At 41.7% G+C, this 26,145-nt stretch carries 22 protein-coding genes and 1 pseudogene; 8 read left to right on the forward strand and 15 right to left on the reverse strand.

The window, feature by feature from the left end:
* Positions 1-43 precede the first annotated feature (43 nt).
* Both HWQ42_RS07630 and HWQ42_RS07635 read left to right on the forward strand, forming a co-directional pair.
* Entirely contained in the window at positions 44-316 is a 273-nt protein-coding gene (locus HWQ42_RS07630; protein ID WP_292810711.1) for a hypothetical protein, read from the forward strand.
* Between the two features lie 329 nt (positions 317-645).
* Positions 646-2,250: an NAD(P)H-quinone oxidoreductase subunit N gene (locus HWQ42_RS07635; protein WP_292810713.1), complete on the forward strand. Its 1,605-nt coding sequence runs from the start codon at positions 646-648 to the stop codon at positions 2,248-2,250.
* 73 nt (positions 2,251-2,323) lie between these two features.
* On the opposite strand, the gene HWQ42_RS07640 is transcribed toward HWQ42_RS07635, so the two are convergent.
* The 5 genes and pseudogenes from HWQ42_RS07640 to HWQ42_RS07660 all read right to left on the reverse strand — a co-directional run bounded on the left by HWQ42_RS07640 (position 2,324) and on the right by HWQ42_RS07660 (position 8,002).
* Positions 2,324-3,727, reverse strand: a complete 1,404-nt coding sequence (locus HWQ42_RS07640) for an ATP-binding protein (protein WP_292810715.1) — start codon at positions 3,725-3,727, stop codon at positions 2,324-2,326.
* Positions 3,728-3,813: 86 nt separating this feature from the next.
* A complete protein-coding gene (locus tag HWQ42_RS07645; protein ID WP_292740230.1) occupies positions 3,814-4,356 on the reverse strand; it encodes a methanogen output domain 1-containing protein in 543 nt (180 codons plus the stop codon).
* A 281-nt stretch (positions 4,357-4,637) separates the two neighbouring features.
* A pseudogene (locus tag HWQ42_RS07650) lies at positions 4,638-5,087 on the reverse strand (FIST N-terminal domain-containing protein); the annotation flags it as partial.
* 46 nt (positions 5,088-5,133) lie between these two features.
* A complete protein-coding gene (locus tag HWQ42_RS07655) occupies positions 5,134-6,453 on the reverse strand; it encodes a response regulator (RefSeq protein ID WP_292810718.1) in 1,320 nt (439 codons plus the stop codon).
* 868 nt (positions 6,454-7,321) lie between these two features.
* Positions 7,322-8,002 (reverse strand): response regulator, encoded by a 681-nt coding sequence (locus HWQ42_RS07660; protein ID WP_292810720.1) that lies wholly within the window; start codon positions 8,000-8,002, stop codon positions 7,322-7,324.
* A gap of 234 nt (positions 8,003-8,236) precedes the next feature.
* On the opposite strand from HWQ42_RS07660, the gene lipA reads away from it, so the two are divergent.
* Both lipA and HWQ42_RS07670 read left to right on the forward strand, forming a co-directional pair.
* Positions 8,237-9,157, forward strand: a complete 921-nt coding sequence (gene lipA, locus HWQ42_RS07665; RefSeq protein ID WP_292810791.1) for a lipoyl synthase — start codon at positions 8,237-8,239, stop codon at positions 9,155-9,157.
* 135 nt (positions 9,158-9,292) lie between these two features.
* Complete coding sequence (locus tag HWQ42_RS07670) at positions 9,293-9,430, forward strand: photosystem I protein PsaX (protein ID WP_292810722.1); 138 nt, start codon at positions 9,293-9,295, stop codon at positions 9,428-9,430.
* A gap of 21 nt (positions 9,431-9,451) precedes the next feature.
* Here the strand turns inward: HWQ42_RS07670 and HWQ42_RS07675 are convergent, their stop codons facing one another.
* A complete protein-coding gene (locus tag HWQ42_RS07675) occupies positions 9,452-10,318 on the reverse strand; it encodes a branched-chain amino acid ABC transporter permease (RefSeq protein WP_292740240.1) in 867 nt (288 codons plus the stop codon).
* A 206-nt stretch (positions 10,319-10,524) separates the two neighbouring features.
* Here HWQ42_RS07675 and hrmK point away from each other — a divergent pair, with 206 nt between their 5' ends.
* Both hrmK and larE read left to right on the forward strand, forming a co-directional pair.
* Entirely contained in the window at positions 10,525-12,354 is a 1,830-nt protein-coding gene (gene hrmK / locus HWQ42_RS07680) for a hybrid histidine kinase/response regulator HrmK (protein WP_292810724.1), read from the forward strand.
* 148 nt (positions 12,355-12,502) lie between these two features.
* Positions 12,503-13,333 (forward strand): ATP-dependent sacrificial sulfur transferase LarE, encoded by an 831-nt coding sequence (gene larE / locus HWQ42_RS07685; RefSeq protein ID WP_292810726.1) that lies wholly within the window; start codon positions 12,503-12,505, stop codon positions 13,331-13,333.
* Positions 13,334-13,358: 25 nt separating this feature from the next.
* Here the strand turns inward: larE and HWQ42_RS07690 are convergent, their stop codons facing one another.
* Positions 13,359-13,715: a DUF4864 domain-containing protein gene (locus tag HWQ42_RS07690; protein ID WP_292810729.1), complete on the reverse strand. Its 357-nt coding sequence runs from the start codon at positions 13,713-13,715 to the stop codon at positions 13,359-13,361.
* Between the two features lie 66 nt (positions 13,716-13,781).
* Positions 13,782-14,837, reverse strand: a complete 1,056-nt coding sequence (locus HWQ42_RS07695; RefSeq protein WP_292740246.1) for an SGNH/GDSL hydrolase family protein — start codon at positions 14,835-14,837, stop codon at positions 13,782-13,784.
* A gap of 949 nt (positions 14,838-15,786) precedes the next feature.
* On the opposite strand from HWQ42_RS07695, the gene HWQ42_RS07700 reads away from it, so the two are divergent.
* Positions 15,787-15,981, forward strand: coding sequence for a hypothetical protein (locus tag HWQ42_RS07700; protein WP_292740248.1), 195 nt, complete (start codon positions 15,787-15,789; stop codon positions 15,979-15,981).
* A 73-nt stretch (positions 15,982-16,054) separates the two neighbouring features.
* Here the strand turns inward: HWQ42_RS07700 and HWQ42_RS07705 are convergent, their stop codons facing one another.
* The 6 genes from HWQ42_RS07705 to psaA form a co-directional block, all read right to left on the reverse strand.
* Positions 16,055-16,960, reverse strand: coding sequence for a site-specific DNA-methyltransferase (locus HWQ42_RS07705; RefSeq protein WP_292740250.1), 906 nt, complete (start codon positions 16,958-16,960; stop codon positions 16,055-16,057).
* 258 nt (positions 16,961-17,218) lie between these two features.
* Positions 17,219-17,566, reverse strand: coding sequence for a type II toxin-antitoxin system PemK/MazF family toxin (locus HWQ42_RS07710; protein ID WP_292740252.1), 348 nt, complete (start codon positions 17,564-17,566; stop codon positions 17,219-17,221).
* On the reverse strand, positions 17,566-17,772 hold the full coding sequence (locus tag HWQ42_RS07715; protein ID WP_194142884.1) for a hypothetical protein: 207 nt from the start codon (positions 17,770-17,772) through the stop codon (positions 17,566-17,568). Before HWQ42_RS07715 ends, HWQ42_RS07710 begins: the two co-directional genes overlap by 1 nt.
* A gap of 13 nt (positions 17,773-17,785) precedes the next feature.
* On the reverse strand, positions 17,786-18,133 hold the full coding sequence (locus HWQ42_RS07720) for a hypothetical protein (protein ID WP_292810731.1): 348 nt from the start codon (positions 18,131-18,133) through the stop codon (positions 17,786-17,788).
* Between the two features lie 90 nt (positions 18,134-18,223).
* Positions 18,224-20,449 (reverse strand): photosystem I core protein PsaB, encoded by a 2,226-nt coding sequence (gene psaB, locus HWQ42_RS07725; RefSeq protein ID WP_292810732.1) that lies wholly within the window; start codon positions 20,447-20,449, stop codon positions 18,224-18,226.
* Between the two features lie 120 nt (positions 20,450-20,569).
* On the reverse strand, positions 20,570-22,828 hold the full coding sequence (gene psaA / locus HWQ42_RS07730) for a photosystem I core protein PsaA (RefSeq protein ID WP_292810734.1): 2,259 nt from the start codon (positions 22,826-22,828) through the stop codon (positions 20,570-20,572).
* A gap of 537 nt (positions 22,829-23,365) precedes the next feature.
* Here psaA and HWQ42_RS07735 point away from each other — a divergent pair.
* Positions 23,366-25,066, forward strand: coding sequence for a hypothetical protein (locus tag HWQ42_RS07735; RefSeq protein WP_292810793.1), 1,701 nt, complete (start codon positions 23,366-23,368; stop codon positions 25,064-25,066).
* Here HWQ42_RS07735 and glsA read toward each other — a convergent pair.
* Positions 25,043-25,957, reverse strand: coding sequence for a glutaminase A (gene glsA / locus HWQ42_RS07740; RefSeq protein ID WP_292810737.1), 915 nt, complete (start codon positions 25,955-25,957; stop codon positions 25,043-25,045). The genes HWQ42_RS07735 and glsA overlap by 24 nt on opposite strands.
* Positions 25,958-26,145: the final 188 nt, after the last annotated feature.

Genomic DNA, 26,145 nt, shown 5'->3' on the forward strand with positions numbered 1-26,145 from the left:
TTATTAGCTATGCTGTATCAGCAAAGCTATCTTTGTGTTAATTATGAACATTGTCAAACTGATTTTACTTGCCTGTCCCGCATTTATGGTATCCATGCTGCTGGTAGTTAATCCAGCAAACGCATCTAGCCTAAAATCTGTTTCTGCTACCCAAATTATGATGGTGGTATCTACACAACAAATTCCCGATCTGGCAACACCAACTTTGATTCAAACATCAAATCCGATAATTGATCAACTTGGTTGCAATTGTGCCAACTGTGTTCAGTCTAAATTTCAGTCGCTACAAGGCAAGCTGCCATCAGTCGGTTTTTAATAAAGTTAGGAGTTATGAATATTGTTGGGGCACAGCTATGCTGTGCCCTTATTAATTTTATCAGCTTTTTGTACGTAACTATTGCACTGATTGCAGCATAATTATTAATGATATTTGCTAAAAGTCACGCCTGAAAAACGAGGTAGGAAAGTTGTTAAGTGAATCCCTGGATACTGAGAAAGCTGCTGGTAAAGTAGTAAGGTTGGTGCAATCGCCATCTGCATCCAAGCTGTTAAGCTCTTGTTAAAAGAGCTAGTCCGGGGATTAGAAAACTTGCTAGAGTGAACAGAGTTAGCCTTAATGTCTAATCGCCAAAACCTATACATCTCATGGATTTTGCTAATATTGCATCCCAGCTAAACGCTGGAACGATTTTGCCAGAGGGGATTGTTATTCTCACCCTCTTGGGGGTTTTGATTGTTGATTTGATTTTGGGGCGTACATCCGCACGCTGGATTGGATATCTAGCGATCGCAGGTTTATTTGCTTCGATTGTCGCCCTCTATTTTCAATGGGACGCTCCTAATCCCATCGGTTTTACTGGTAGCTTTAATAGTGACGACCTGAGTATTGTCTTTCGCGGTATTATTGCCTTGTCTGCGATTGCCACTATACTGATGTCAATTCGCTACGTTGAGCAGAGCGGCACCGCTTTAGCCGAATTCATCGCTATTTTGCTGAGTGCTACATTAGGAGGGATGTTTTTATCCGGGGCTAGTGAGTTGGTGATGATTTTCATCTCCCTAGAAACCCTGAGTATCTCCTCTTACTTGTTGACAGGTTATACCAAGCGTGACCCCCGCTCCAACGAAGCGGCGCTGAAATACTTGTTAATTGGAGCTTCCAGTACGGCAATATTTTTGTACGGTGTATCCCTGCTGTATGGACTATCTGGAGGACAAACCGAACTAAGTGCGATCGCAAATGGCATTGCCACAGCGAAAGTGGGACAATCTTTAGGTTTAGTGATTGCCTTGGTTTTTGCGATCGCAGGTATTGGCTTCAAAATCTCCGCTGCACCCTTCCACCAGTGGACACCAGACGTTTACGAAGGCGCTCCCACCCCAGTCATCGCCTTTTTATCTGTCGGTTCCAAAGCAGCTGGGTTTGCCCTAGCTATCCGCTTGCTGACAACAGCCTTCCCCCTTGTTGCTGACGAGTGGAGGTTTGTCTTCACTGCTCTAGCCGTTCTCAGCATGATCTTGGGTAACGTAGTCGCCCTAGCTCAAACCAGCATGAAACGGATGCTAGCCTATTCATCCATTGCCCAAGCTGGGTTTGTGATGATTGGCTTGATTGCTGGTACACAAGCAGGATATGCCAGTATGATATTTTACCTACTGGTTTACCTGTTCATGAACCTGTGCGGTTTTACCTGCATTATCCTGTTCTCACTACGCACCGGAACCGACCAGATTGCCGAATACTCTGGTTTATATCAAAAAGACCCACTCCTAACACTGGCGTTGAGTATCTCCCTGCTTTCCTTGGGTGGTATTCCACCATTGGCTGGGTTTTTCGGCAAGATTTACTTATTCTGGGCTGGTTGGCAAGCAGGACTTTATTGGTTAGTTTTGCTGGGCTTAGTTACCAGCGTCGTCTCCATCTACTACTACATTCGCGTAGTTAAGATGATGGTAGTCAAAGAACCTCATGAAATGTCCGACGCGGTGAAAAATTATCCACAAGTGCGTTGGGATTTGCCTGGGCTAAGACCTTTGCAAGTCGGGTTGGTAGTAACATTAATTGCCACTACCCTAGCAGGGATTTTGTCAAATCCACTGTTTACATTGGCTAACAATTCCATCTCCAATACTCCATTTTTGCAAGCAACAATCAACAGTAATGTAAAAGCACAAAATCTCCTGCTTTTGCCAAAATTAGATTCGGTTAGTCAGTCTCAATCTTCAGTTGATTCTACTGCTAAGATTTAACCGAGTCTCAACTAAACTTTGTACTCAAAGACACGCCTGTTTGCAAATTAGCAGACAGGCGTTGTCATATCTTTTAACTGAAATTTGATGAGACTGATTGAATAGGTATCTTAATTACAAATTCTGCACCTTTTCCTGGAACAGAAAAACAATTAAGTTGCCCGTTATGTTTTTCAACTATAATCTGATAACTTATATATAGCCCTAGTCCAGTACCTTTGCCCACAGTTTTAGTGGTGAAAAACGGATCGAATAGCTTTGAGCGAACTTGTTCATTTATCCCCAAACCATTATCGGCAATACTAACCGCTATCCATTTTTCATCGATTAGCTCAGTTTTAATTTGAATTTGGGGATTATTATTTATCAGTTTTTGACTTTCAATTTTTTGTGTATTTACTTCTGAATACTGACTCTTGAGTGCCGATGCTTCCAATGCATCAATCGCATTAGCCAGAATATTCATAAACACTTGATTGAGTTGACCAGGATAGCAAGTGACATTCGGTAGTTGACTATATTTTTTGATGACTTTGATTTCTGGATACTCATGCCTAGCTTGCAGGCGATGCTCCAAAATCATTAAAGTACTATCAATTCCTTCATGAATATTGACTTGCTTAAGTTCTGCTTCATCCAGCCTGGAAAAATTACGTAGTGATTTAACAATTTCCTGAATGCGTTCTGTTCCCACTTTCATGGACTGGAAGAGTTTAGTTATATCTTGAATCAAAAAATCTAAATCTATTTCTTCTACTTGCTGTTGGATTTCTGGAAGAGTATTTGGAAAATTTTGTTGATAAACTTGTACTAATTTCAGTAAATCCTGAGTGTATTTATGAGCGTGGTGAAGGTTTCCATAAATAAAACTCACGGGGTTATTAATTTCATGGGCAATACCAGCGACCATCTGACCTAAACTAGACATTTTCTCAGCTTGGATAAGCTGAGTTTGGGTAAGTTGTAGTTCATTTAGTGTGTCTTGTAAAGCAGTTGTACGTTCCTCAACCCGAATTTCTAGCTCTTGATTCGCTTTCTTAAGCGCTTCCTCTGCTTGTTTTCGTCTCTGAACTTCTTTGGCTAACTCATCAATTTTTTCGTTCAACAAAACGAAATTACTACTGGCTAAAACTCTATTTTCCAAGCGTAAGAGAATTAAAGCTGAAGATTCAGGAGACCAAGGTTGAATAACTGCTCCTTGACTACGACATATTAAGGTTTGTCCATCATTCATTCGTAAAGTCAAAGAGCCAATTACCATTGCCCTACTACTTGAACAAGCTTGTAAATACTTTACAATATCGTTGCTAGACTCAGTTACGAGTTCAAAGAGCATTCTTCCCCGCAGTTCTTGACGGCGTAACCCCAGCATATCTGCTACTGGTTGATTCGTCGCTAACAACTCACCCTCTCCACTTACCATAAGTAAAGGTTCTGGTAAAACTCTGGCAAATTCAAGAAATTGTTCAGGAGTCATGGAGCTTTAACTTTCACGGTTTGACTCTACTTTACATATCTGCACTAAGCTTATATCCTGGAGTTATTTTGTTTGATGCTGAAGATTTACACAGATTCTAGTCCCCTAAAATATTCTCTACCTTCTGCATCTTCTGCCTCTTCTGTAAGTTTTAAGTAAACAATAACTTTACATCCAGAATAACCTTGTGCTATCGTTTCTTGCAATTCTACTTTCGCATATCCTAGATTATTGGCTGCGATCGTTCCAAAAACGTTTGAAGTCATCATGCACATGGCAGGGCGATTAAGTACTTTGTCGCCAAATGGGCAAACACGGTTGCCAAAGACAATTTTTTCATCATTCTGCTCAATGATATAAAAATCGCCCTGGATTCGTTTTTTTAAATCAATCAGGACATCAGCTACCTGCCTACGAGAAAGGTTAGAGATTTCCAGGGCAGATTTATAATCTTGGTTAATCTGCCTTCCCATCCTTTCACCAACAACGCTAATAAATCCCGAAGCTTCTTCTAAACCAACTACATCCTGCAAAGTACCAGATAATTCTCTGATTAGTGTACGTAAAAATATGTCGCGTTCTAAAGAAAGATTAAGCGTAGCTATTGAGTGCTTGGGTACATTGATCATAAATTTTGAGGATACAATTTTGTAAGTACAGTTATAGAGTTCCCCAAAATATCTCTAAAGTAACTACTTAATCTTTTTCTTCTGAGAATTTGATGTTTGTTTTCGATTCTAATGAAAAATAATGTCCATAATAAATTCTGAGCCTTATCATTGTGACAGTTCATGGTTATTGCATAGTCTCTTCTAGGGTACGTCCCCATTACCTGTCTAACCCTCCTTAAAAAGTGGGGAATTAGAGGAAGTCTTAAAAAGGTTAGCCAGCAAAATATTAAGTGTTTCCCAGCTAGCTTTAAGCCATTCAATATAGAGACACCACTAGTTGTGAGGCTCTCTGGATGAGTTAAGCATAGCTTTGGAGGTGCGGTACTTTTTGCTTTCGCTTGCTCCACAGCTTGTTTAGTTGCAGTAATTGGATCGTCTGAAACTTTTCGTCCAACTCCTGCATAAATTTCAACTTCATCTGAGCAAAACAACATCAAAGTGATTGAGTCCTGCTGAAAGTCTAAGACTGAAGAAATTTCTCCATCTGTTGTTCCACCAATCAACTCAATTCCCGAAAAAGTCCGATCGATTTGCTGCAAAATCAAAGAATGATCAAAGTCAATTGCAGCGAAGATAATCCCAGCTTTTGGTATATCTCCTGCAAGAGAAGTAGCACGTTGCTGAAGAACTTATTCAACTGCTGATAGAGAATTTGGATCGTTACTATGACCTACTACTGCCTTAAACATAAATTTATTTATTTATTATATTAACAAACGCAACTTACTATAATTATTAAATGGGAAGTTTAATGATAAATTCTGAACCTTGCCCTATTGATGAATTTACCTCTAGAGTTCCTCCATGTTTTTCGACAACAATTTGACGGGCAATTGATAATCCTAATCCTGTACCTTGACCCACAGACTTGGTGGTGAATAAATAGTCAAAGATTTTTTGTTGAACATCAGCCGACATTCCGACGCCATTATCTTTAATCCTAATCAAGATATAATTTTTATCTTCAGTGAGAGTGGTTTGAATCAAAATTTGATTAGGATTTGCTTCAATCTCAATATAGGTAAGTCCTACATTAGACTCCTCCAAAGCATCAATAGCATTAGCTAATAAATTCATAAATACCTGATTTAGTTGTCCGATAAAACATTCTAATTCTGGCAATATATGGTAATCTCTAATTACTTGAATATCAGGTCGAACTTCGGATGCTTTTAAACGGTGTTTAAGAATCATAATTGTACTGTCTATGCCATCATGAATATTGCAAGACACTTTGCGATCGCTATCTGCTCGAGAAAAGGTTCTCAAACTATTACTAATGTTGCGAATGCGCTGAACTCCCTCTTTCATTGAGGTAATTAAATTAGGTAGATCGGCAAGTATATACTTCAAATCTATCGTTGCAATTTCCTCTTGAATTTCTGCAACTGGATTAGGATAGTACTGCTGATAAAGGTCAATAATCTTAATCATGTCTTGGAAATATACTGAAGCGTGTCCAAGATTGCCATGAATGAAACCAACTGGATTATTAATTTCATGAGCAACTCCTGCTACTAATTGACCAAGGGCAGACATTTTTTCTGTCTGTACAAGCTGAAGTTGAGACTCTTGTAGGTCTTTTAATGCTCTCGATAATGCTGATGTCCTTTCTAAAACTCTTTTTTCTAAAGTTTTTGTGAGATTTCGTAATTGAAGATGGGTTTTAATTCTAGCTAATAATTCTTCTTCATGAAAAGGTTTTGTGATGTAATCGACTGCTCCTATGTTTAGACCCTTTACCTTACTAGGAGTATCCGAATTGGCTGTCATAAAAATTACGGGTATATCACAAGTAGCTGAATTTTCTTTCAATCTTTTACAAGTTTCAAACCCATCGATTCCTGGCATCATAACATCTAATAGAATTAAATCAGGAAGTTGGAATTCAACCTGTTTAATTGCTCTTTCTCCATCATTTTCTGTTATAACTTTAAAGCCGACATTAGTTAATATATCGAAGACAATTTCTAAATTAGTAGTAGTATCATCTACCACTAAAATTAAACTATCTTCTGGGATATAAAGCATTTTTATATCTGGTTGCTCATTCATATATTTAAATTAATTTTATTTATTGTTATTTATTCCCTATTTGCCCTGCGATCGCCGCTAAGTCACCTCTATTTTATTGGCAGACTGACTGCAAATTTATCGTCTGACAACCCTATAGTTCCCAAAAAGTCTGATAACAGCAACATTCTCACACTAAATTATCTACAGCTTTTTGCTGAGGTGATCGCTAATGGACATCAATCACCAATTTTAATTTTCACCAAAGTTTAAAATCCTTTTTTATGAAGGCGATTGCTCTGAAATTACTTACTATTACCCTTGTTTTTTAGAAAATTAGCGCTAAAAACAATAATTTATATTGTCCATTTTCATCCCATCTCAATAAGCATATTGATGGTTTATGAATGTTGATACATTGGGGTTAGTGCTGCGGGTGTTCGTCACTCTGCCGCCAGTGTGTCAGAGCGGTCAGGTGGCAAACAATTACTCAAGCGTGTCAAAAAAAATGAGTGACAAAGTTTCTCGCTTGACGCCTCAAAACTTTTCAAACATCCTGTTATTTCCGCGCAAAGACTATCCTCATCATGGAATAGGATTTTTTTGTTTAATTTGTATTAGAAAATATGACTTTTAATATATTTTTTTTACTAAATATCTGAATCTTGAACTGTAAAGTTTCCTTATCAACTTAAGTACATATCAAAACCTCAACTACAACCCTTCTCCGAACTTACGAAAAGGGAAGATAAAGCACAGCTTTACCGGGCTAAGGTAAAGCTGTACCTCACTAAATAATGATGATTTGTCAACATAAGTGTTTTTGAACTAACTATTTTTACCCGCTTTTAATCGGACACCAGTATATATGGTGTATTTTTGGCTGCGATAATAATAACGAGCACAAATACTACTTGATTTTTTGTTTAATAAAAGTCACAACCTGAGTTAGCTGTTTCTTCAAACCATCAATTTCTGCTTGCATTTTGACAATTTTCTCATTCAATGCATTAATTTCTGCCTCGGAGACTCCTCCAGTACTGGGGGTTACGACGCTAGGGGTTACGACGCTAGGGGTTACGACGCTAGGGGTTACGACGCTAGGGGTTGCGACACTAGGGGTTACTACCGTACTATTGGCGACACCAGAATTTAATAATGTGCCATTTTTTACAGAAGCTCCTGCTCCTACTGAAACTAGTTCTGGGCGTGGCTGTTTGGCCTTAGCCATAGCTAACTTAATCGCGCCAATTAATTGCTTCTGATCAAAAGGCTTGCCCAGAAATTCAAAATATTCAAATGGTTCTGTGATTTTCTCAGTCACCTCTTCCTTGCGACCAGACATAATCACTAAAGGAATTTTCCTTAATTCTGGGTGGGCTTGAACTTGCTGAAAAACTTCCCAGCCACTCATTTTGGGTAACAGGAAATCCAGCATAATCAGGCTGAGTTTTTCCTGAAGGATGAAATTCAGTCCTTCCACACCGTCTTTCGCTTCCAGTACCTCAAAATTGCCCGGAGGCAACATTTCTCGTACTTTTACCCTGACAACTGTAGTGTCATCGATAACTAAAATCTTGTTGCTTGCCACGACTGTTTGCTCTAACAGAAACTATAAGTGTAAATAGCGGCTTTGCCGATTGTCCTTGAGAATCCTCCCACTATATACAAAATTTCTAGCAATTGGGGGATAGTATATTTCGGTATAAATGACATTACTAGAGGTGTTTTGTAAAACTTTTGCTCGCGCTCTTTTAAATTTGTGTCATTGTGATATTTAATCAACAGACCACTACATCTATATCCGCATCTTGCTTGGATGTCTATGATTTCGTCAGAACAAGCCGAACTAAAGTCTGAAATTAAGGCAATGCCTAGCTGGTTACGTCGCCCGATTGGCAAGGCCAGTGAAATCTCTACGGTACAACGCATTATTAAGCAGCGCCAAATTCACACGATTTGCGAAGAGGGTCGCTGTCCCAACCGGGGGGAGTGCTATGCCCAAAAAACTGCGACTTTCTTACTAATGGGGCCTACGTGTACACGGTCTTGTGCTTTTTGTCAAGTAGATAAAGGTCATGCACCGATGCCTCTTGATTTAGAGGAACCCGAAAAGGTCGCCCAGGCGGTGCAGCTTTTGGGATTGCGTTATGTGGTGCTGACTTCTGTAGCTCGTGATGACTTGCCCGATCAGGGTGCAAGGCATTTTGTAAAGACGATCGCGACTATTCGCCAATTGAACCCAGAGACTCAAATAGAAGTGCTGACTCCAGATTTTTGGGGTGGTGCTGGTGTTGGAGAGTCAGGTCAACGCCAGCGGATAGGGATGATTGTCAAAGCTAAACCAGCTTGTTTCAACCACAATATCGAGACAGTGCAACGGTTAACTGGGCCAGTACGCCGGGGAGCCAAGTACGATCGCTCGCTCTTGGTGCTGGCTATGGTTAAAGAAATCGATCCGACAATTCCCACCAAATCAGGTTTGATGCTGGGACATGGAGAAACAGTTGATGAAGTGATTGAAGCAATGGCTGATTTAAGGGCTGTGGGGTGCGATCGCTTGACTATTGGGCAGTATATGCGTCCTTCTTTAGAACATTTGCCAGTCCAAAAATATTGGACTCCAGAGGAATTCGATCGGCTTGGCAGATTAGCATGGGAAATGGGATTCAACCATGTTCGTTCTGGGCCTCTGGTTCGCAGTTCCTATCATGCTGGAGAGGAAGGAGTAGGGAGTGGGGAGTAGGGAGACAAGGGAGAATATCTCCCCAATCCCCAATCCCCAGTCCCCAAGTTCACACAAATATTCTTAAAGAATTTGAGTATTTGGTACGCCAGTTTGGTATTTCTTAAAAAGTCCTGACATAAGGAGAATCGCATTATGACTTCTAAAAGCAAAGATTTACCAGTTGCCGACAGTGGAGCTAAACCTCCCTACGCCTATCGCACAGGCTGGGCACTGTTCTTGTTAGCTATCAATTTCCTGGTAGCAGCCTGGTATTTCCACATTATTGAGTAGTTAGAAGTGGATAGGTGCTGCTCAAATCGTTCCTTTGAATAAACCTTTGGGACGAATGAGCAGCACCAAAATCATGATTAACAGTGCTACACCTTGTTTGTATTGTGAACCCAGCCAAGGAGTGCTGACTTCTTGGACAATGCCAATGATAAAAGCTGCTGCGATCGCACCGTAGGGATTGCCAATTCCACCAAGTATTACTGAGGCAAATAATGGTAATATTAGGAACCATCCCATATTCGGGCGCACGGCTGTAATTAATCCATACATACTGCCGCCCAATGACGTAAGAGTGCCAGCAATTACCCAAGTCCAGAAAATTACTCGATCGACATTGATACCTGAAACTCTGGCTAAGTCCAGATCGTCGGCAACTGCTCGCATCGCCTTACCAATTTTGGTATTTTGCAGCAGGTAATGCAGCGCCAAAATTGCTAGCACCGCCAATCCTAATACCAATAATTGATTTTGCGGTATCTTTAAACCCAAAATATCTAAAGCCTGAGTAACAGGTAAATTATAATTTTGGTTCTTACCACCCCAGATAAAGATAATTCCATTGCGAAGAAATAAGGCAAGTCCAATAGAAATAATAATTAGCGTAGTCGAAGTAGCACGAATAGAGCGCATCTTTGACCACAGTAACTTTTCCGATAACAGCATTGCTGCTACTGTTCCCGCCGCCGCTAGGATCATCGACAGCCAAATATTGACTCCAATGGTGTTTATCAGCCAAGTCAGATATGCTCCTAAAGTGAGAAAGTCACCATGAGCAAAGTTCGATAGCCGTAAAATGCCATAAGTAAGAGTCAGTCCGACTGCGGCTAAAGCAATAATGCTCCCCACCGCAATCCCATTAACGATTAGTTGGGCGAATTGTGTATCCATAAGTCTTCAGTTGCGTTTAAAAACTTTAGGTTAGTGGTTCATACAATAATTTTTTTTGGACTAGCAGCTAAACTCGACATCATAAGTTATGGTTTATAACAACATAAGTTGTAGTTTATAAATAAAAAAGAATTGTCCGCTAATATACATAAAATCCTGTTGGGATTTTTATGCGAAGCTAAACTTGTTCAGCGGTCTAGTTGACCATGCAGCAGTATTCAAGCTTACCAGACCAGAACTCACTGATAGATGCAACGCCAAAACTTTTGATAACAATTGAGCAACTTCGCGCGCAGCTGTGGCTGGAGAGCAGCTTAAACCAGTTGCAAAGTCGCCTTAATGATTGCTTGCTTTCTGCTTGTAACACTGTCCCACAGCCAGAAATCGCACAAGCGGAAATTTTCCAAATCGTAGTTAACGAGATTAACAGTGCTGTTCATAGCAGTAATCTGGCACTTACAGAATGTGCCGTAGGCATCGCTATGTGTCAACCACAAGAAGCTGTTGCCACAGTTTGCTATGTTTCTCATTCTCCATCCCCAAATTCACCACCTTTGTTTCTAGAAGTGCTGACAGCAGAAAACAAGCTGCTGTTGAGATTGCAAGAAGTCATAAAACTTGAAGATTTGCAACAACTTGAGAATCAACAACTACCGAGCGCTTGGCGGTTAGCTGATGATTCTGGCAGTGTTATGGGCTGGCTAATTATCGCTACAACGCCCCTAAGCTCTCATTGTGAGTCGCTTGTAGAATCACAAGTTCAACTCAGATCGCAATTGATGGCAAGGTCTGCCAAATGCTGTACTACAGCCTTAATACAACTTAGACACATCCTGTCTTGGGCGCAACGATGTCAACAGTTAAGTAACTCTAATCAAGAATTGGAGCGCACTAATCAACTGAAAAATCAATTTCTGGCAAACACCAGCCACGAAATTCGCACACCGCTTAGTTCCATTATTGGGTTTACCCATCTGCTTTTAGCTCCAGGGTACGAACCAACTAAAGAACGTCAGCAAGAGTATTTAAATATTATTCAGTCTAGCGGTAAACACTTACTAGCTTTGATTAATGATATTTTGGATCTCTCCAAAATTGAAGCAAATCAGCTAGAAGTACAGTGGGAAACAGTAGATGTGCAACTGCTATGTAGCAATGTTTTAGCATTGGTGAAAGAGAAAGCCGCTAATAAGGGTTTGAGACTGTGCCTAGAACTTGAACCTGATATTACAACCCTAGTAGCTGACCCCTTACGACTCAAACAAATGTTGTTGAATTTACTCTTCAACGCCCTAAAGTTTACCAGTAAAGGAAGTGTTGGCTTACAGATTGCTTCCAAAGGTGTATTTGTGCATTTTACAGTTTGGGATACTGGCACTGGCATTTCCCAAGAAGACCAAGTTCAACTGTTTCAGCCATATTTCCAAATTGCCAAGGCCGTAGCAGATGGTATTGAAGGTACTGGTTTGGGTTTAGCAGTGACTCAGAAACTCGCCCAAATTCACGGTGGTTCGGTGAAAGTAGAATCGCAAATAGATCGTGGCTCCCGTTTTACTCTTGTACTTCCCCTTAAGCAAGAACTGGGAGTAGGAGGAGATAAGGAAGATGAGGAAGCAGGAGAAGCAGAATTTTCCTCATTTCCTCTGCCTTTGACACCTAGTTATTCTGTAGAAGTTTTGCTGGTAGAAAATGATTTACCCAATGCCAATTTGATACAAATTTATCTACGTAATTTGGGATATCAAGTGACTTGGGTTAAGAATGCTGCCGAGATGTGGGAAGCTCTAACACAGTTAGATCCAGCAGTAATTTTAATGGATGTTTGTCTGACAGATGGAAATGGTCTTAACTTGGTGCAACAACTGCGAGAAAATCAGCAATATCGGAAGATTCCGGTAATTGTTCAAACAGCAATGGCGATGAAAGGCGATCGCGAAACCTGTCTAGCGGCTGGAGTAAATGACTATATTTCTAAACCGATTGATTTACCACTTTTAGCTAGTCTGGTGGCCAAGTACAGTAAACCGCCAATATAGAGAGGCAGAGAGGCAGGGGGAGACGAGAAAGCAGGGGAGGCAGGGGAGGCGAAGAGAATAAATAACCCATTCCCAATGCCCAATGCTCCATAAGTAATGACTACAATATAAATGATTGGGTGCTATAGGGTTTTGGCAGGATTGGGAAATGATGCTGACAGAAAAATTTGAGCAATTAAGAGCCTTATTTAGAGAAATGGAGCAAGCGTTGATTGCCTACTCTGGTGGCGTTGATAGCACTTTGGTTGCCAAAATTGTTTATGATGTGTTGGGCGATCGCGCTTTGGCTGTCACGGCTCTTTCTCCTTCGCTGTTACCAGAAGAGTTGGAAGACGCAAAAATTCAAGCTGCAACGATTGGGATTCCTCATAAAATTGTCCAGACTCACGAGATGGAAAATCCCAATTACACTTCTAACCCTGTTAATCGCTGTTATTTCTGCAAAAGTGAGTTGCACGACACTCTCAAACCTTTAGCTTTAGAGTTGGGTTATCCTTACGTGGTGGATGGGGTGAATGCTGATGATTTGCATGATTATCGCCCAGGAATTCAAGCGGCGAAAGAAAGAGGGGCGCGATCGCCTTTAGCAGAAGTAGGTGTCACCAAAGTAGAAGTTCGCCAACTTTCGCAACAACTCGGTTTACCTTGGTGGGATAAACCGGCTCAACCTTGCCTCAGTTCTCGGTTTCCTTACGGTGAAGAGATTACTGTGGCTAAGTTGCAACGAGTCGGTAGAGGAGAAATTTATCTACGAAAGCTAGGTTGGCAGAATTTGCGCGTGCGATCGGAAGGGGATACAGCACGTATTGAATTACCACCAGAACAAATCAAAGATTTTGTATTAACTAACGATTTACAAACACTAGTTTCGGTATTTCAAGATTTTGGATTTATCTACGTAACCTTAGATTTAGAAGGTTATCGTAGCGGTAAGTTAAATCAGGTTTTAAATAGGGAAGCTTTGGACGTTAAAGTATAGGATTTTAGTTCTATAAATATAAAGTTTATTTACCTTCTAGAGAAACTAGAAAGCAACCGTTAATCCTCCAGATATTATTGGGCTGTTTTTCCATAAAATATAAAGCCCTCAAGGGAACTCCATCAGGAGCAAGTAGCAGCACTGGTTGAGTTATGTTTTCTTGGATGGTTGTTATCTTCTCAAAAAAGACAGAACGAGGACGGTATACTGCTGGGTAGCTTGTCTTTACCATCTGCATAAAATTTTCTGGCGTTCCTAATTGCGCCTGAATCGCCGGACTAGCAAAGGCAAAAGCCCCTTGGGCATCATCTTTTTTAAAGGCTGCCAATTGGTATTCAATTACAGAACGTATGTTGATGGCGTCAGTATAAGTAACTTCCATAAATTTAAAAATTGCGTAGGCGCAGCCCGTCGTAGATATCGCTCCAAGTGTCGGCAAAGCGATCGCTCAATTCTCACGCTGAGTGAGTTTGTATTCTATCTGCTGTAGTGCTGTTCGCCACACATCATATCCTTCTTGAGACAGGTGCAACCCATCTGTGGTTAATTCTGGGCGCAAATTGCCTTCCATATCGGTAAACCAGCTATAAATATTGAGATAATTAGCGCCTTCTTGTTTGGCAATCACGGTTAGCTGGATGTTGAGGTGACGAATACGGCTATTGGAAATTTTTGGTAGACGAGTAGGCAAAATTGATTGGACAATGATTTGAGCTTTGGGGTGAGTCTGGCGTAAACGCCGGACAATCCGGCGATAATTATGCAAAATTGTTTCATCACTAGCACCTTTTCGTAGGTCGTTAATCCCAGCCATGATGTAAATAACATCTGGCCGCGTTGCTGAAAATGCCCCCAATCTTTTTAAAACGCCAGTAGAAGTATCTCCAGATATGCCTTGATTCAGCCACAATTTACCAGCAGGCAGTTTTTCTCTCGGAAACCACATGCTCAAAGAATCACCAACTAAAATACTTAGATGATTGGCACCTTGACCTTGAGCGATCGCTCTAGCTTCTAAAGCTAGTAAACTTTTCCAGTCGTCGTAAGTTAGTTGACGTTTCTTGATCGACTCCCACAATGATTGCAAATTATCACTATCTACGCGTGTATAAATCTGACCTGTTTTCAGAGCTGCCAATCTTTGGTAGTAAAGTTGATTTCCAGATGTCAATAAGAGGCTAGTTGCTTGGGTGCTGGGATTGAGTGATGACTCTGTTGATACTGGTAATGCCTGACTGCTAAATTCTGGTACGCTAGGGACGTTTTTCTCACTTACTATTGGCCGCGAACTTTTTAGGGGTTGGAACGCTTGGCCGCTGAGTTCGGGTAAGGAGAGATCAACGCTGGGGATAATTTTTGTACTGACTATTGTCTGTGAACCTTGTTTTAAATCCCACAGGAATCTAGAACTTTCTGGCAGGACAATTGACAGATGTGGAAGAGCCGATGCTGGTATTGCTAATCCTGTTAACAAGCCTGCTGCCAACAGATAGGGGTCCCTCATCGCTTTCTCTCTCCTCTACTCACTGCTTTTCCTTATGACGGCATTAATTGCCTGTATTCAGGAAAATTTTACTTCGGTTAAGTTATTATTCTTATTTACGCTGTATAGTTCTGTAAAGCGTGTTCATGAGATTATATTTGACAATTTACGATCTCTTTAAAGTACGGTTTTCCCGGTGGTATACAAGTCTCGTTTATGTGAATACTTCTACTGAGGGCACTGTTTTCTTCAGCCGACTACTTTTCATAACTCAGTTGTCACAAATATTGCAAGTCTTTGCAAACTAGGCGATTAGTGAGTGATTTTTGAGGATCTCAGGACAGAGGTTTTTGCTTTTGGTATTGCTAATATGTGAAATAAACATCAGATTTTAGGTTTCTAAATTTCAGTTAATTGTCGCGATCGCGTGAGAGTTGGCTAGACCGAGAACGCTAGGGGAATACGTATACATTTTCGTTTTGTCATCTGAAATTAAGCAGTGCATTTGCACCAGTTATTAAAGATGTGATTAGTTCAAATTACAGCTTCGAGAACTAGCACAAGTGGAAGTGTGGTCACTAAAATAAATTTCCGACCATTATAGGGTCATTTGCAGCACAGTTACAATTTATGCGCGTCGTCACAAAACGACAACAGTTGACTTTCCTGCTATATCCAAATTAGCTCATATCTTTAATATGCCGATTGAGGACTTAGTGGAAATTTAGGAAAAAATAGGCAAAATTTTAACTGTTGATATTATTGATATCATACGATAACGTGTCCTCAATGAGCAAGTATCAGGTTTGCCATACTGAGAATTTGATAACTCACTAGACGTAATTTAAAATTTATGTTTACTCATTGAAGTATGAGTTGAAACACATTTAAATTAAGTTTTAACTCTAGAGAATAACCTCATTGAAAGTGCTAAGATTTAGGCTGAATCATTAGTGTTTCCTTTTCTTCTGTGGCAAGAGCTAGTACAGCGATTGGTGTCAGTCCCATTATTAAAGAGATTGTGCAAAAACAGGCACATTCCACACGTTTGACCCTGAAAGAAGTTATTCTCATGGGGATGTTAGCTATTGATAAACTCGATGATCGAGGTCGTCAAGAACTAGCAGATCAAGTTCATCAAATGCAGGTGAATGGAGAAATTTAATTGAGTAGTTATGAGTTAAGAGTTATGAGTTATAAATTTTAACTTCTCACTCCTGACTCTTTACTTAATTTGGTTATTGGCTAAATCGATAACGACTTCCCATTACATAATGCTCATTAATTTCAAAAGATATCCATCGGCGTTGCAGAGTTTCAGCAACAAAGCCGGTTGTATTAGAACCTGCAAATGGATCTAATACCATATCACCTTCATCAGTTAAGAATTTGATAAAGAACTCAGCGAACCCTTGAGGAAAACGTGCTGGATGGGGTCTAGTTTCTGCTGTTTTGCAGCGGCGTAAATAAGCACTATTAGATTCAGTATTAGCAATTTCTAGCAAATTTGGCGGGATTGCACCCTGGTTATCCTTTTGGAATTTATCAGAAATATCATGTCCGCTAGGACGTATTTTTGCTTTATAGCCATTTTTGAGTAACTGTTTCATACTTTGGCTATAGGGCTTTAAAACTTTTCTGTTATCTGCTTTAGGATGGGGTGTTTTAGACAACCACCAAACTGTATTTACTGAATCTTTCACACGAATCCGCCTGATTGTCACCCACTCCGCAGGGCTTGGCAGTCGAGCCGGATTATAGTGGTAAAATTCTTGAGCAAGAAAGAAACCTACTTCTTTGCATAATTTGACTAAAAGTTCGTATTGATAGATACTTCGCACGGGATTGCCAGGTAAGTAAGCGCCGCCTAAATCTAATACGAATGAGCCATTATCTGCCAGTACTCTTTTAAATTCATAAGCAAAAGGTAGGAACCACTCAATATATTTGTCAGCAGTTTCGTTACCGTATTCTTTTTTGCGAGTGAGTGCGAATGGAGGTGAGGTGATAATTAAATTAATACTATTATCATCAATAAATTTAATAAGTTTAAGGCTATCACCTAAATATGCGGCTCCGTTCTGCTGGGTATAAAAAGGATTCAAATTTATTTCTTTTGGTGGTGTTATTGGTTCTTCTTGCAAAATTTATAAAATTAACTTGTTTTGGTATTGTTCAAGGATTTAATTTTAACAGTTATTTTTTTAACGCAAAGGGACACAGAGGAAAGCGCCAAGTAACGCAGAGGGGCATATTAACTTTGGATGCCTTGATGGACGGTTTCCCGTGACATATATATATTTCGGGGTTCCATAATGCGTTCTTGTCACTTTCTCATCGTTAGGTGATGCATACGGCGGTAAACTACGCAATTTTCCCGCTTCTTCATAACACACTTGAGATTACGTCAATTTCAGAGCTTGAAGAATTACTGTATTCAACTGCTGGACTTGACTTGCTCCTAATTTACCTATCCTTCTGGTGATTAGTCTACGCTCTATGGTAGTTATTCGAGTCACCCTAACTTTAGAAGCAACCCGTAATCCAGTACTAGTAAAATCTGAATCTGAAGGTTTTAAAATGAACTCTTCTGGACTCAAACTACTTATATTTTGAGATGAAATAAAACATAAAGTGACATCATCGCCTATAGTGTCTATCCATAAAACTAAACCAGGGCGTAGCTTTGTTCCATTCAAGTCTGTAAATGGAAATGGAACCAAGACGATATCACTTTTTTGGAGAGACATTAGATAGGTTCTCCATCGTCAAGTGAGTATATATCTGGTTCATTTTCAAGAAAGTTAAAGGCTCCTCCAGTCTGGGCAAGTTGCATTAAGTCACTGGTTAAAGGCTCTGATAAATCAAAAAATAGTTTTTCTTCCAAAAGTGATCGCTCATCATTAGAGAGAGATAATATAACTTGCAACAGTGATTCAACAAGTTTAGTGTTCATTTCGTATTTCGGTTTATTTTACATACATTTTTTCTATTAACTCCTTTTCGTTTTTTTCTTTTGGGATATGTATAAGAGATAACGAGATACCAATTTCTTGTTCATCTTCTCGATCAAGTGATTCAAATTGCGTGAATTCATCCTCCATTAAGAAGTAACGTGCTTCTTCTTCATTAGAAAATGTGTATTTAGAACCATCACAATCTAATATTTCAGCGGATAAATCATCGTAAGTTCTTAACCTTGCCCAATTTAAGTTAGGAAAACTACATGACATCAGCCACCAATTTTCTTTGATAATAGATTTTTGTTTGAATTGCATTTTCTTTCCATTTATTTTTATAGCACCTTCAACTTCCATTACTGTAATTTTATTAACTAATTCTACAAAAAATCCCCCACCTTGCGGCAGGGGATTTTTATTACTTATCTACAAAACTAGGAGCCGAAATTAACCGAACTTACCAGCAGTAGAAGCAATCAAGAATGCTGCGTAAGTTACGACGTAGCCAACAGTGAAGTGAGCTAGACCAACTACACGAGCTTGAACGATGGACAGAGCCACGGGCTTGTCTTTCCAGCGAACCAAGTTAGCCAGAGGAGTGCGTTCGTGTGCCCAAACAAGGGTTTCAATCAACTCTTGCCAGTAACCTCTCCAGGAGATTAAGAACATGAAGCCAGTAGCCCAAACTAGGTGTCCAAATAAGAACATCCAAGCCCAGACAGACAGGTTATTCACGCCGTAGGGGTTGTAACCGTTAATCAACTGAGCAGAGTTAGCCCAGAGGTAATCGCGGAACCAGCCCATGAGATATGTAGAGTTCTCATTGAACTGAGCTACGTTGCCTTGCCAAATACCTAGATGTTTCCAATGCCAGTAGAAGGTCAACCAACCAATGGTGTTGAGCATCCAGAATGTAGCGAGGTAGAAGGAATCCCATGCTGAGATGTCGCAAGTACCGCCACGACCGGGGCCGTCGCAAGGGAAGGCATAGCCGAAGTCCTTTTTATCGGGCATCAGCTTAGAACCACGGGCATCCAAAGCACCTTTGACCAAAATCAAGGTGGTGGTGTGCAGACCTAAAGCGATCGCATGGTGTACCAAGAAGTCGCCAGGGCCAATTGTCAAGAACAGGGAGTTAGTACCAGCATTGATGGCATCTAACCAACCTGGAAGCCAAACGTTAGCGTAGTTAGGCCATGCTGTGTAAGCAATACTATCGGGGTTAGATAGCAATGTATCTAAACCGTACAATACCTTACCGTTAGCAGCTTGGACAAATTGAGCAAACACTGGCTCAATCAAGATTTGCTTTTCAGGAGTGCCGAAAGCAACTACCACGTCGTTGTGTACGTACAGACCAAGGGTGTGGAAGCCTAAGAAAAGGGATACCCAGCTAAGGTGGGAAATAATCGCTTCTTTGTGCTTCAACACGCGCTCAAGGACGTTGCCCTTATTTTGCTCTGGATCGTAATCACGAACCCAGAAGATTGCTCCGTGGGCAAATGCACCAAGCATCAGGAATCCAGCAATATACTGGTGATGCGTATACAACGCTGCCTGAGTTGTGTAGTCCTTCGCAATAAATGCGTAGGAAGGCATGGAGTACATGTGCTGCGCGACCAGGGAGGTTACAACACCTAGCGCTGCTAAGTGCCAACCCAATTGGAAGTGCAGGGAGTTGTTGTAGGTGTCGTAGATACCTTGGTGAGGTAAGTTGAACGGTCCTTCAACAGGAATGCCGAAGAAACTCTTGGCATTCAAGGCTTCCTTGAGACTGTGACCAATCCCAAAGTTTGTCCGGTACATATGACCAGCAACGATGAATAAAACTGCGATCGCTAGGTGGTGATGAGCTATGTCAGTCAGCCACAAAGCTTCTGTCTGGGGATGGAAACCACCCAAGAAACTCAGAATTGCAGTTCCTGCACCTTGCGATGTCCCGAAGATATGTCCAGGAGTGTCAGGGTTTTGAGAGTAAACACCCCAGTTGCCTGTAAAGAATGGTGTTAAACCTGCTGGGTGGGGTGGGGTATTCAGGAAGTTATCCCAACCTACGTGCTGACCGCGAGATTCGGGAACAGCAACGTGAATTAAGTGACCAGCCCACGCCAAGGAACTAACACCAAACAAACCTGCTAAGTGGTGGTTTAGGCGATGTTCAGCGCTCTTAAACCATGCCAAGCTAGGACGGTACTTGGGTTGCAAGTGCAGCCAACCAGCAAACAACATTACAGCAGCGAATAACAACAAGAAAACTGAACCGTTGTACAGTTCGCCGTTATTCCGCATACCGATGGTATACCACCAATGGTAAAGACCAGAGTAGGTAATGTTTACCGGATTACTAGCGCCCGCTTGGGTAAAAGCTTCGATCGCTGGTTTACCAAAGTGGGGGTCCCAAATCGCATGGGCGATGGGACGGATGTGAAGGGGATCTTTAATCCACTGTTCAAAGTTACCTTGCCAGGCTACGTGGAACAGGAGGCTGGATGCCCACAGGAAGATGATTGCCAAGTGACCGAAGTGAGTTGCGAAAATCTTTTGGTAAAGATTTTCTTCCGTCATGCCATCATGGGTTTCAAAATCGTTGCCTGTAGCGATCGCATACCATATCCGACGAGTCGTCGGGTCCTGTGCGAGATCCTGGCTAAATTTCGGAAATTTTGTCGCCATAGGTTTAATAAATCCTCTGACCTTTAGCCATCAAATACCAGCGTCTAGAGTCCTGAGTTCTGAGTACCAAGTTTTGAGTATTTTCTCAGCACTCAGCACTCAGCACTCCACAACTGATTGCTACCCTACTGAAAGGATGTGTGCATGGAAGAATGCCCAGGTTGTGGCAATTCCTCCCAAGAGGTAGTGAGCTACCCCTACAGCCCGACCCTGAATAATGCTCAGAGCGCGAGGCTGAATTGCTGGTGCTACCTTCAGTTTGTTATGCGCCCAAACAATGGACTCAATCAGTTCTTGCCAGTAGCCGCGACCACTGAACAGGAACATCAAGCTGAATGCCCAGACAAAGTGAGCGCCTAAGAAGAGTAGACCATAGGCAGATAGCGCGCTGCCATAGGAATTGATGACTTGTGTAGCTTGTGCCCACAAGAAGTCTCGTAACCAACCGTTGATGGTAATAGCACTTTGAGCAAAGTTACCACCAGTGATGTGAGTTACAGTCCCATCTGCATCTACGGTTCCCCAAACATCTGATTGCATCTTCCAGCTGAAGTGGAAAATTACAATAGACAGGGAGTTGTACATCCAGAAAAGTCCAAGGAATACGTGATCCCAACCAGAGACTTGACAGGTACCGCCACGACCAGGGCCGTCGCAAGGGAAGCGGAAGCCCAAGTTTGCTTTGTCTGGAATCAGACGAGAGCTACGGGCGTACAGCACACCTTTGAGCAGAATTAGGACGGTGACGTGAATGGTGAAAGCGTGAATGTGGTGAATTAGGAAGTCCGCTGTGCCCAAAACAATGGGTGCAGCTGCCACTTTACCGCCAACAGCCAAGACACCGCCGCCAAAGACATAGCTAACTGGTTCTAGGGCATTGGGTGCAGTTGTACCAGGAGCCAAAGCGTGGATATTTTGTATCCACTGGGCAAATACTGGCTGCAATTGAATCCCTGTATCAGAGAACAAGTCTTGAGGACGACCCAATGCACGCATTGTGTCGTTGTGGATGTAAAGTCCAAAGCTATGGAAACCGAGGAAAATACACACCCAGTTCAGGTGAGAAATAATCGCGTCACGATGACGAATCACCCGATCCAGCAAGTTATTTTGATTCACAACTGGATCGTAATCCCGCACCATGAAGATCGCAGCGTGAGCTGCTCCACCAACAATCAAGAAGCCGCCAATCCAAATATGGTGAGTGAATATGCACAACTGTGTAGCGTAATCAGTTGCCAAATATGGATAGGGGGGCATCGCGTACATGTGATGCGCGATGATGATGGTTAGCGAACCCAAGAAGGCTAGGTTAGTAGCCAACTGAGCGTGCCAAGATGTGGTCAGGTTTTCGTACAGACCTTTGTGACCTTCACCAGTGAAAGGGCCTTTGTGGTTTTCTAGGATCTCTTTAATGCTGTGACCAATACCCCAGTTGGTACGGTACTGATGACCAGCAACGATAAAGAGAACTGCGATCGCTAAGTGGTGATGAGAAATATCAGTCAACCACAAGCCGCCTGTTACCGGGTTCAGACCGCCCTTGAAGGTTAGGAAGTCAGCATACTGACCCCAGTTCAAGGTGAAGAAAGGTGCTAAACCAGCTGCAAAGCCAGGGTACAGTTCGGTCAACAAGTCTTTGTTCAAGATGAACTCGTGGGGCAGAGGTATGTCTTTGAGAGCAACACCTGCATCCAAAAGCTTGTTGGTCGGTGCGGACACGTGGATTAAGTGACCTGCCCATCCCAAGGAACCACAACCTAGCAGTACTTGCAAGTGATGATTCAGCATCGACTCCACATTCTGGAACCATTCCAGTTTGGGAGCGCGCTTGTGGTAGTGGAACCAGCCGGCAAATAAGAATAAGCCTGCTAATACCAATCCACCAATCGCTGTGCAGTAAAGCTGGAAGGAGTTTGTGATTCCCCAGCCACGCCATACTTGGAACAAACCGGAGGTGATTTGAATACCGTGGAAACCACCGCCAACATCACCGTTTAGAATGTCTTGTCCGACAATGGGCCAAACGACTTGAGCGCTAGGCTTAACGTTTAACGGGTCACTTAGCCAAGCTTCGTAGTTAGAAAACTTCGCGCCGTGGAAAATCATCCCACTCAACCAGATTGTCACTACTGCCAAGTGGCCGAAGTGGGCTGAGAATATCTTGCGGGAGATGTCTTCTAAATCGCTTGTATGTGTATCAAAATCATGGGCGAGTGCGTGCAGGTTCCAAATCCATGTGGTGGTTTTGGGACCTCTGGCTAAGGATCTGTCAAAGTGTCCAGGTTGCGCCCATCTCTCGAATGAGGTTGGAACTGGATCGTTATCGACGATTACTCTTGCCTTTTTTTCCTCTCGCTCCGGAGGACTTATTGTCATTCGACCTCCTCTCTTGATAAGGAATGAGGAATCATGTATACCACAAAATGAACCATTACCGCATACTCCAGAATTTTACTGAAGCCGCGATCAAGACCCGATGTGGAGAGTTGTTTCTCGTTGAATTATAGAGTCTTCACTTGTACATTGTTGGAGATATTTTAACAATAATTCAAACTTGCTCAAATATTGCTGAAATTCATGCCTTAACTGGCTTTTAACTTCAAACTTTTTGTCCAAAAGTCAATAGTTTATCTATTTAATTTACAAAGAATAACAATTCGTAAAATTTATGGTTTGGCTGTATGTAGCGAATGTCGCAGCTTTTACTCTTATTACTCATGAACATTTATGTCATATTTCAATTTTTGCAAGTAAAACCCTGTAAAGAATATGACTTATTTTAGAATTTTATGAGATATAAAGGAAAACTTATGGGATCTGAGGCAGATTTCACCTTTTGGGCTATAGTTCCAGATGGACAGTTTGAGCCAAAATAATCTGTCAATTGTCGAAGACTATCACTGGGTGCAACGCATGAACTCGTGGCAGAAAAGGGTGTTAGAGAAGCTCCTCCCTCAGAGGTTCCCGATTTTCAGGTGGGTAATGACATTGGTGCTGGTATTAAGCTTGACCAGTTGCGGCGAGAAAGCCGACAGCCAGGAAGTATCTACTGGCTATAGAGAAAACTCCCCACAGATTTCTCAAATTTCAAAGCAATTTTCGGAAGTTTCCCCTCCATCTGTTATTCAAGAACTGCGTCCAATTTTGGAAGTTTATCAGCCACAAGTGACAATTGTTACTCCAAAATTTGATGAAGTTCTTCAAGACAACAAAGTTACAGCTAGTTTTCAGGTTAAGGATCTACCAATATTTAAAGACCCACAATTACAACTGGGACCACATTTACACGTAATTCTGGATAATCAACCTTATATACCTGTTTACGACCTGAATCAGCCCTTGGTTTTGCCAGACTTGTCTCCAGGTAGTCATACCCTGCGCGTCTTTGCCTCTCGTCCTTGGCATGAAAGCTTTAAGAATGAAGGCGCTTATGCCCAAACAACATTTCACGTCTTCACTAAAACCGACGACAACACCCCAGATCCTAAATTACCCCTGCTAACTTACAGCCGTCCTCAAAGCAGCTACGGAGCAGAACCAATCTTACTGGACTTCTACCTAACTAATGCTCCTCTCCACCTCGTCGGCAAAGAAAACGCCAATGACGAGTTCAGTGATTGGCGCATCCGCTCCACTATTAATGGTGAAAGCTTTATTTTCGATCGCTGGCAGGCAGTTTACCTTAAAGGCTTCCGTCCAGGGAAAAACTGGGTAAAGCTAGAATTTCTTGATAATCAGGGAAATCCTGTCAAAAATGCTTTTAATACTACAGTTAGATTGATTGACTACCAGCCAAATGGTAAAGATACTCTGTCGAGAATTGTCAGAGGAGAACTCACAGCAGATGAGGTACGCGGTATTGTAGACCCGAATTATAAACTTGCACCTAAACCCACACCTTCTGTTGAAAAAACACCCCAAACCCAACCGAAGGTAGAAAAACAGCCTATTCCTGAAACTGAAGTTCCAGAAAAATCCAAAACACAGCCAGAAAAACCAAAATTAGAAGTTCCAATGGCTGCACCATCTCCTAGCGTATCCCCGACACTACCAGAAATTATTGAGTCCCCAGCATCAGAACCACAGCCGGAGGTAATACCAACTCCCGAATCAACACCGTTACCCGAAAAAGTAACGCCTCAGCCAAGAAAACCTAGATTTGGTGGATTTTTTAACCGTGGGGCTGGTAAAGTTCCCACCCCAGAAGCACCAGTTGCACCATCTCCTAGTTTGCCACCCACACTGCCAGAGATTATTGAGTCTCCTGTACCAGAAATTATTCCGCCAACACCAGAACCACAGCCAGAGGTAACGCCAACTCCTGAATCAACGCCGTTACCCGAAAAAGTAACACCTCAGCCAACAAAATCTAGATTTGGTGGATTTTTTAATCGTCTAACGGGTAAGACACCAACTCCACAAGTAACAATTGCACCATCTCCTAGTTCGTCACCTACACTACCAGAAATTATTGAGTCTCCTGTACCAAAAATAATTACGCCACCAGCAGAACCAGAGCCAGAGGTAATGCCAAATTCTGAATCTACGCCGTTATCTAAAACAACCGCTCCCGATCCAGAAAAACCAGAATTAACCAAAAATACTCAACTGTAACTCTTGCGCTAAAGCCTCAACAAATGCGATCGCTCCTACAGGATTTCCGATATTATCCAAACCAGGACTGTAACAAGCGATCGCTCCCTCTCCTGGTACTATTGCTACAAGTCCACCACCAATGCCTGATTTCATCGGTAAACCAATTCTGACTGCAAACTCGGCAGAAGCTTCATAAAGTCCACAAGTTGACATTACAGCGTTGACAATCCGGCGATTTTGTGCTGATAAACAGCTATTTTCACAAGCTAGGAGTTTTCCTAACAGGGCTAAATCTTCAACTCGCCCAGAAATACAGCATATTTGCTCATAAGTGTCAAGTGCTGTTTCAATATTTTCTAAATGACCGACTTGGGCGAGATAATTAGCGATCGCTTCATTAGCTGTTGAACGGGTTAATCGCACTGAAGCCAGCATTACCTCATCTAACCTTAGCTGGCAACCTGCTAATTGGTTCAGCCATTGACAAAATAAGAAAGTGCGATCGCTAGCGTCCTTTCCTGGTAACTTATCAGACAGGGTAATTGCCCCACTATTAATCATGGGGTTGCGGGGATGACCGCGATCGCTAATTAATTGTTCTAAAGAATTGAAGGGTGCATCTGATGGTTCCACCCCAACCCACCTAAAAATCTTTTCTGCTCCTAGATGTTCTAGCAGATAAAGTAGAGAAAATGTCTTAATCACGCTCATTAACGGGAAGACACAAGCGGTATCCCCAAAGCTGATATTTTTCCCCGATTCACAGCAGATGTGAACTGCAAACCAAGCAGAATCGGCTAAAGCTAATTGCGGAATTCGATCGGCAACTTGTCCTCGTTCAACTTGGGTTTTAGCTAGCTGCACCCAGGCTGATAACTTCGTAGTAGTTAGTTTTTCAAGTCCTTTCAAAGTGTAAACTTTTTAACAATTTCTTTTTTAAACGGCAACTAACAGTATAGTCTGATGTTAATCAAGGCTGACTTTGCCCCTAAGTGGTTACGCAAAATTAAATTATTTATGTCATTGCGAGCGGAATGAAATGTAGCGTTCGCGGTAGCGTCTCGTAGAGAAGCAATTCCAAACTGCAAGCGAATTTC

The sequence above is a fragment of the Nostoc sp. JL23 genome (genome assembly GCF_017115065.1).
Lineage (GTDB): Bacteria > Cyanobacteriota > Cyanobacteriia > Cyanobacteriales > Nostocaceae > Nostoc > Nostoc punctiforme_A.

Bases quoted from the DNA above. Each gene is read 5' to 3' on its own strand.
- HWQ42_RS07630 (WP_292810711.1), top strand. From the start codon at position 44: ATGAACATTGTCAAACTGATTTTACTTGCCTGTCCCGCATTTATGGTA.
- HWQ42_RS07635 (WP_292810713.1), top strand. From the start codon at position 646: ATGGATTTTGCTAATATTGCATCCCAGCTAAACGCTGGAACGATTTTG.
- HWQ42_RS07640 (WP_292810715.1), bottom strand. From the start codon at position 3,727: ATGACTCCTGAACAATTTCTTGAATTTGCCAGAGTTTTACCAGAACCT.
- HWQ42_RS07645 (WP_292740230.1), bottom strand. From the start codon at position 4,356: ATGATCAATGTACCCAAGCACTCAATAGCTACGCTTAATCTTTCTTTA.
- HWQ42_RS07655 (WP_292810718.1), bottom strand. From the start codon at position 6,453: ATGAATGAGCAACCAGATATAAAAATGCTTTATATCCCAGAAGATAGT.
- lipA (WP_292810791.1), top strand. From the start codon at position 8,237: ATGATTTCGTCAGAACAAGCCGAACTAAAGTCTGAAATTAAGGCAATG.
- HWQ42_RS07670 (WP_292810722.1), top strand. From the start codon at position 9,293: ATGACTTCTAAAAGCAAAGATTTACCAGTTGCCGACAGTGGAGCTAAA.
- HWQ42_RS07675 (WP_292740240.1), bottom strand. From the start codon at position 10,318: ATGGATACACAATTCGCCCAACTAATCGTTAATGGGATTGCGGTGGGG.
- hrmK (WP_292810724.1), top strand. From the start codon at position 10,525: ATGCAGCAGTATTCAAGCTTACCAGACCAGAACTCACTGATAGATGCA.
- larE (WP_292810726.1), top strand. From the start codon at position 12,503: ATGATGCTGACAGAAAAATTTGAGCAATTAAGAGCCTTATTTAGAGAA.
- HWQ42_RS07690 (WP_292810729.1), bottom strand. From the start codon at position 13,715: ATGGAAGTTACTTATACTGACGCCATCAACATACGTTCTGTAATTGAA.
- HWQ42_RS07695 (WP_292740246.1), bottom strand. From the start codon at position 14,837: ATGAGGGACCCCTATCTGTTGGCAGCAGGCTTGTTAACAGGATTAGCA.
- HWQ42_RS07710 (WP_292740252.1), bottom strand. From the start codon at position 17,566: ATGTCTCTCCAAAAAAGTGATATCGTCTTGGTTCCATTTCCATTTACA.
- HWQ42_RS07715 (WP_194142884.1), bottom strand. From the start codon at position 17,772: ATGAACACTAAACTTGTTGAATCACTGTTGCAAGTTATATTATCTCTC.
- HWQ42_RS07720 (WP_292810731.1), bottom strand. From the start codon at position 18,133: ATGGAAGTTGAAGGTGCTATAAAAATAAATGGAAAGAAAATGCAATTC.
- psaB (WP_292810732.1), bottom strand. From the start codon at position 20,449: ATGGCGACAAAATTTCCGAAATTTAGCCAGGATCTCGCACAGGACCCG.
- psaA (WP_292810734.1), bottom strand. From the start codon at position 22,828: ATGACAATAAGTCCTCCGGAGCGAGAGGAAAAAAAGGCAAGAGTAATC.
- HWQ42_RS07735 (WP_292810793.1), top strand. From the start codon at position 23,366: ATGAACTCGTGGCAGAAAAGGGTGTTAGAGAAGCTCCTCCCTCAGAGG.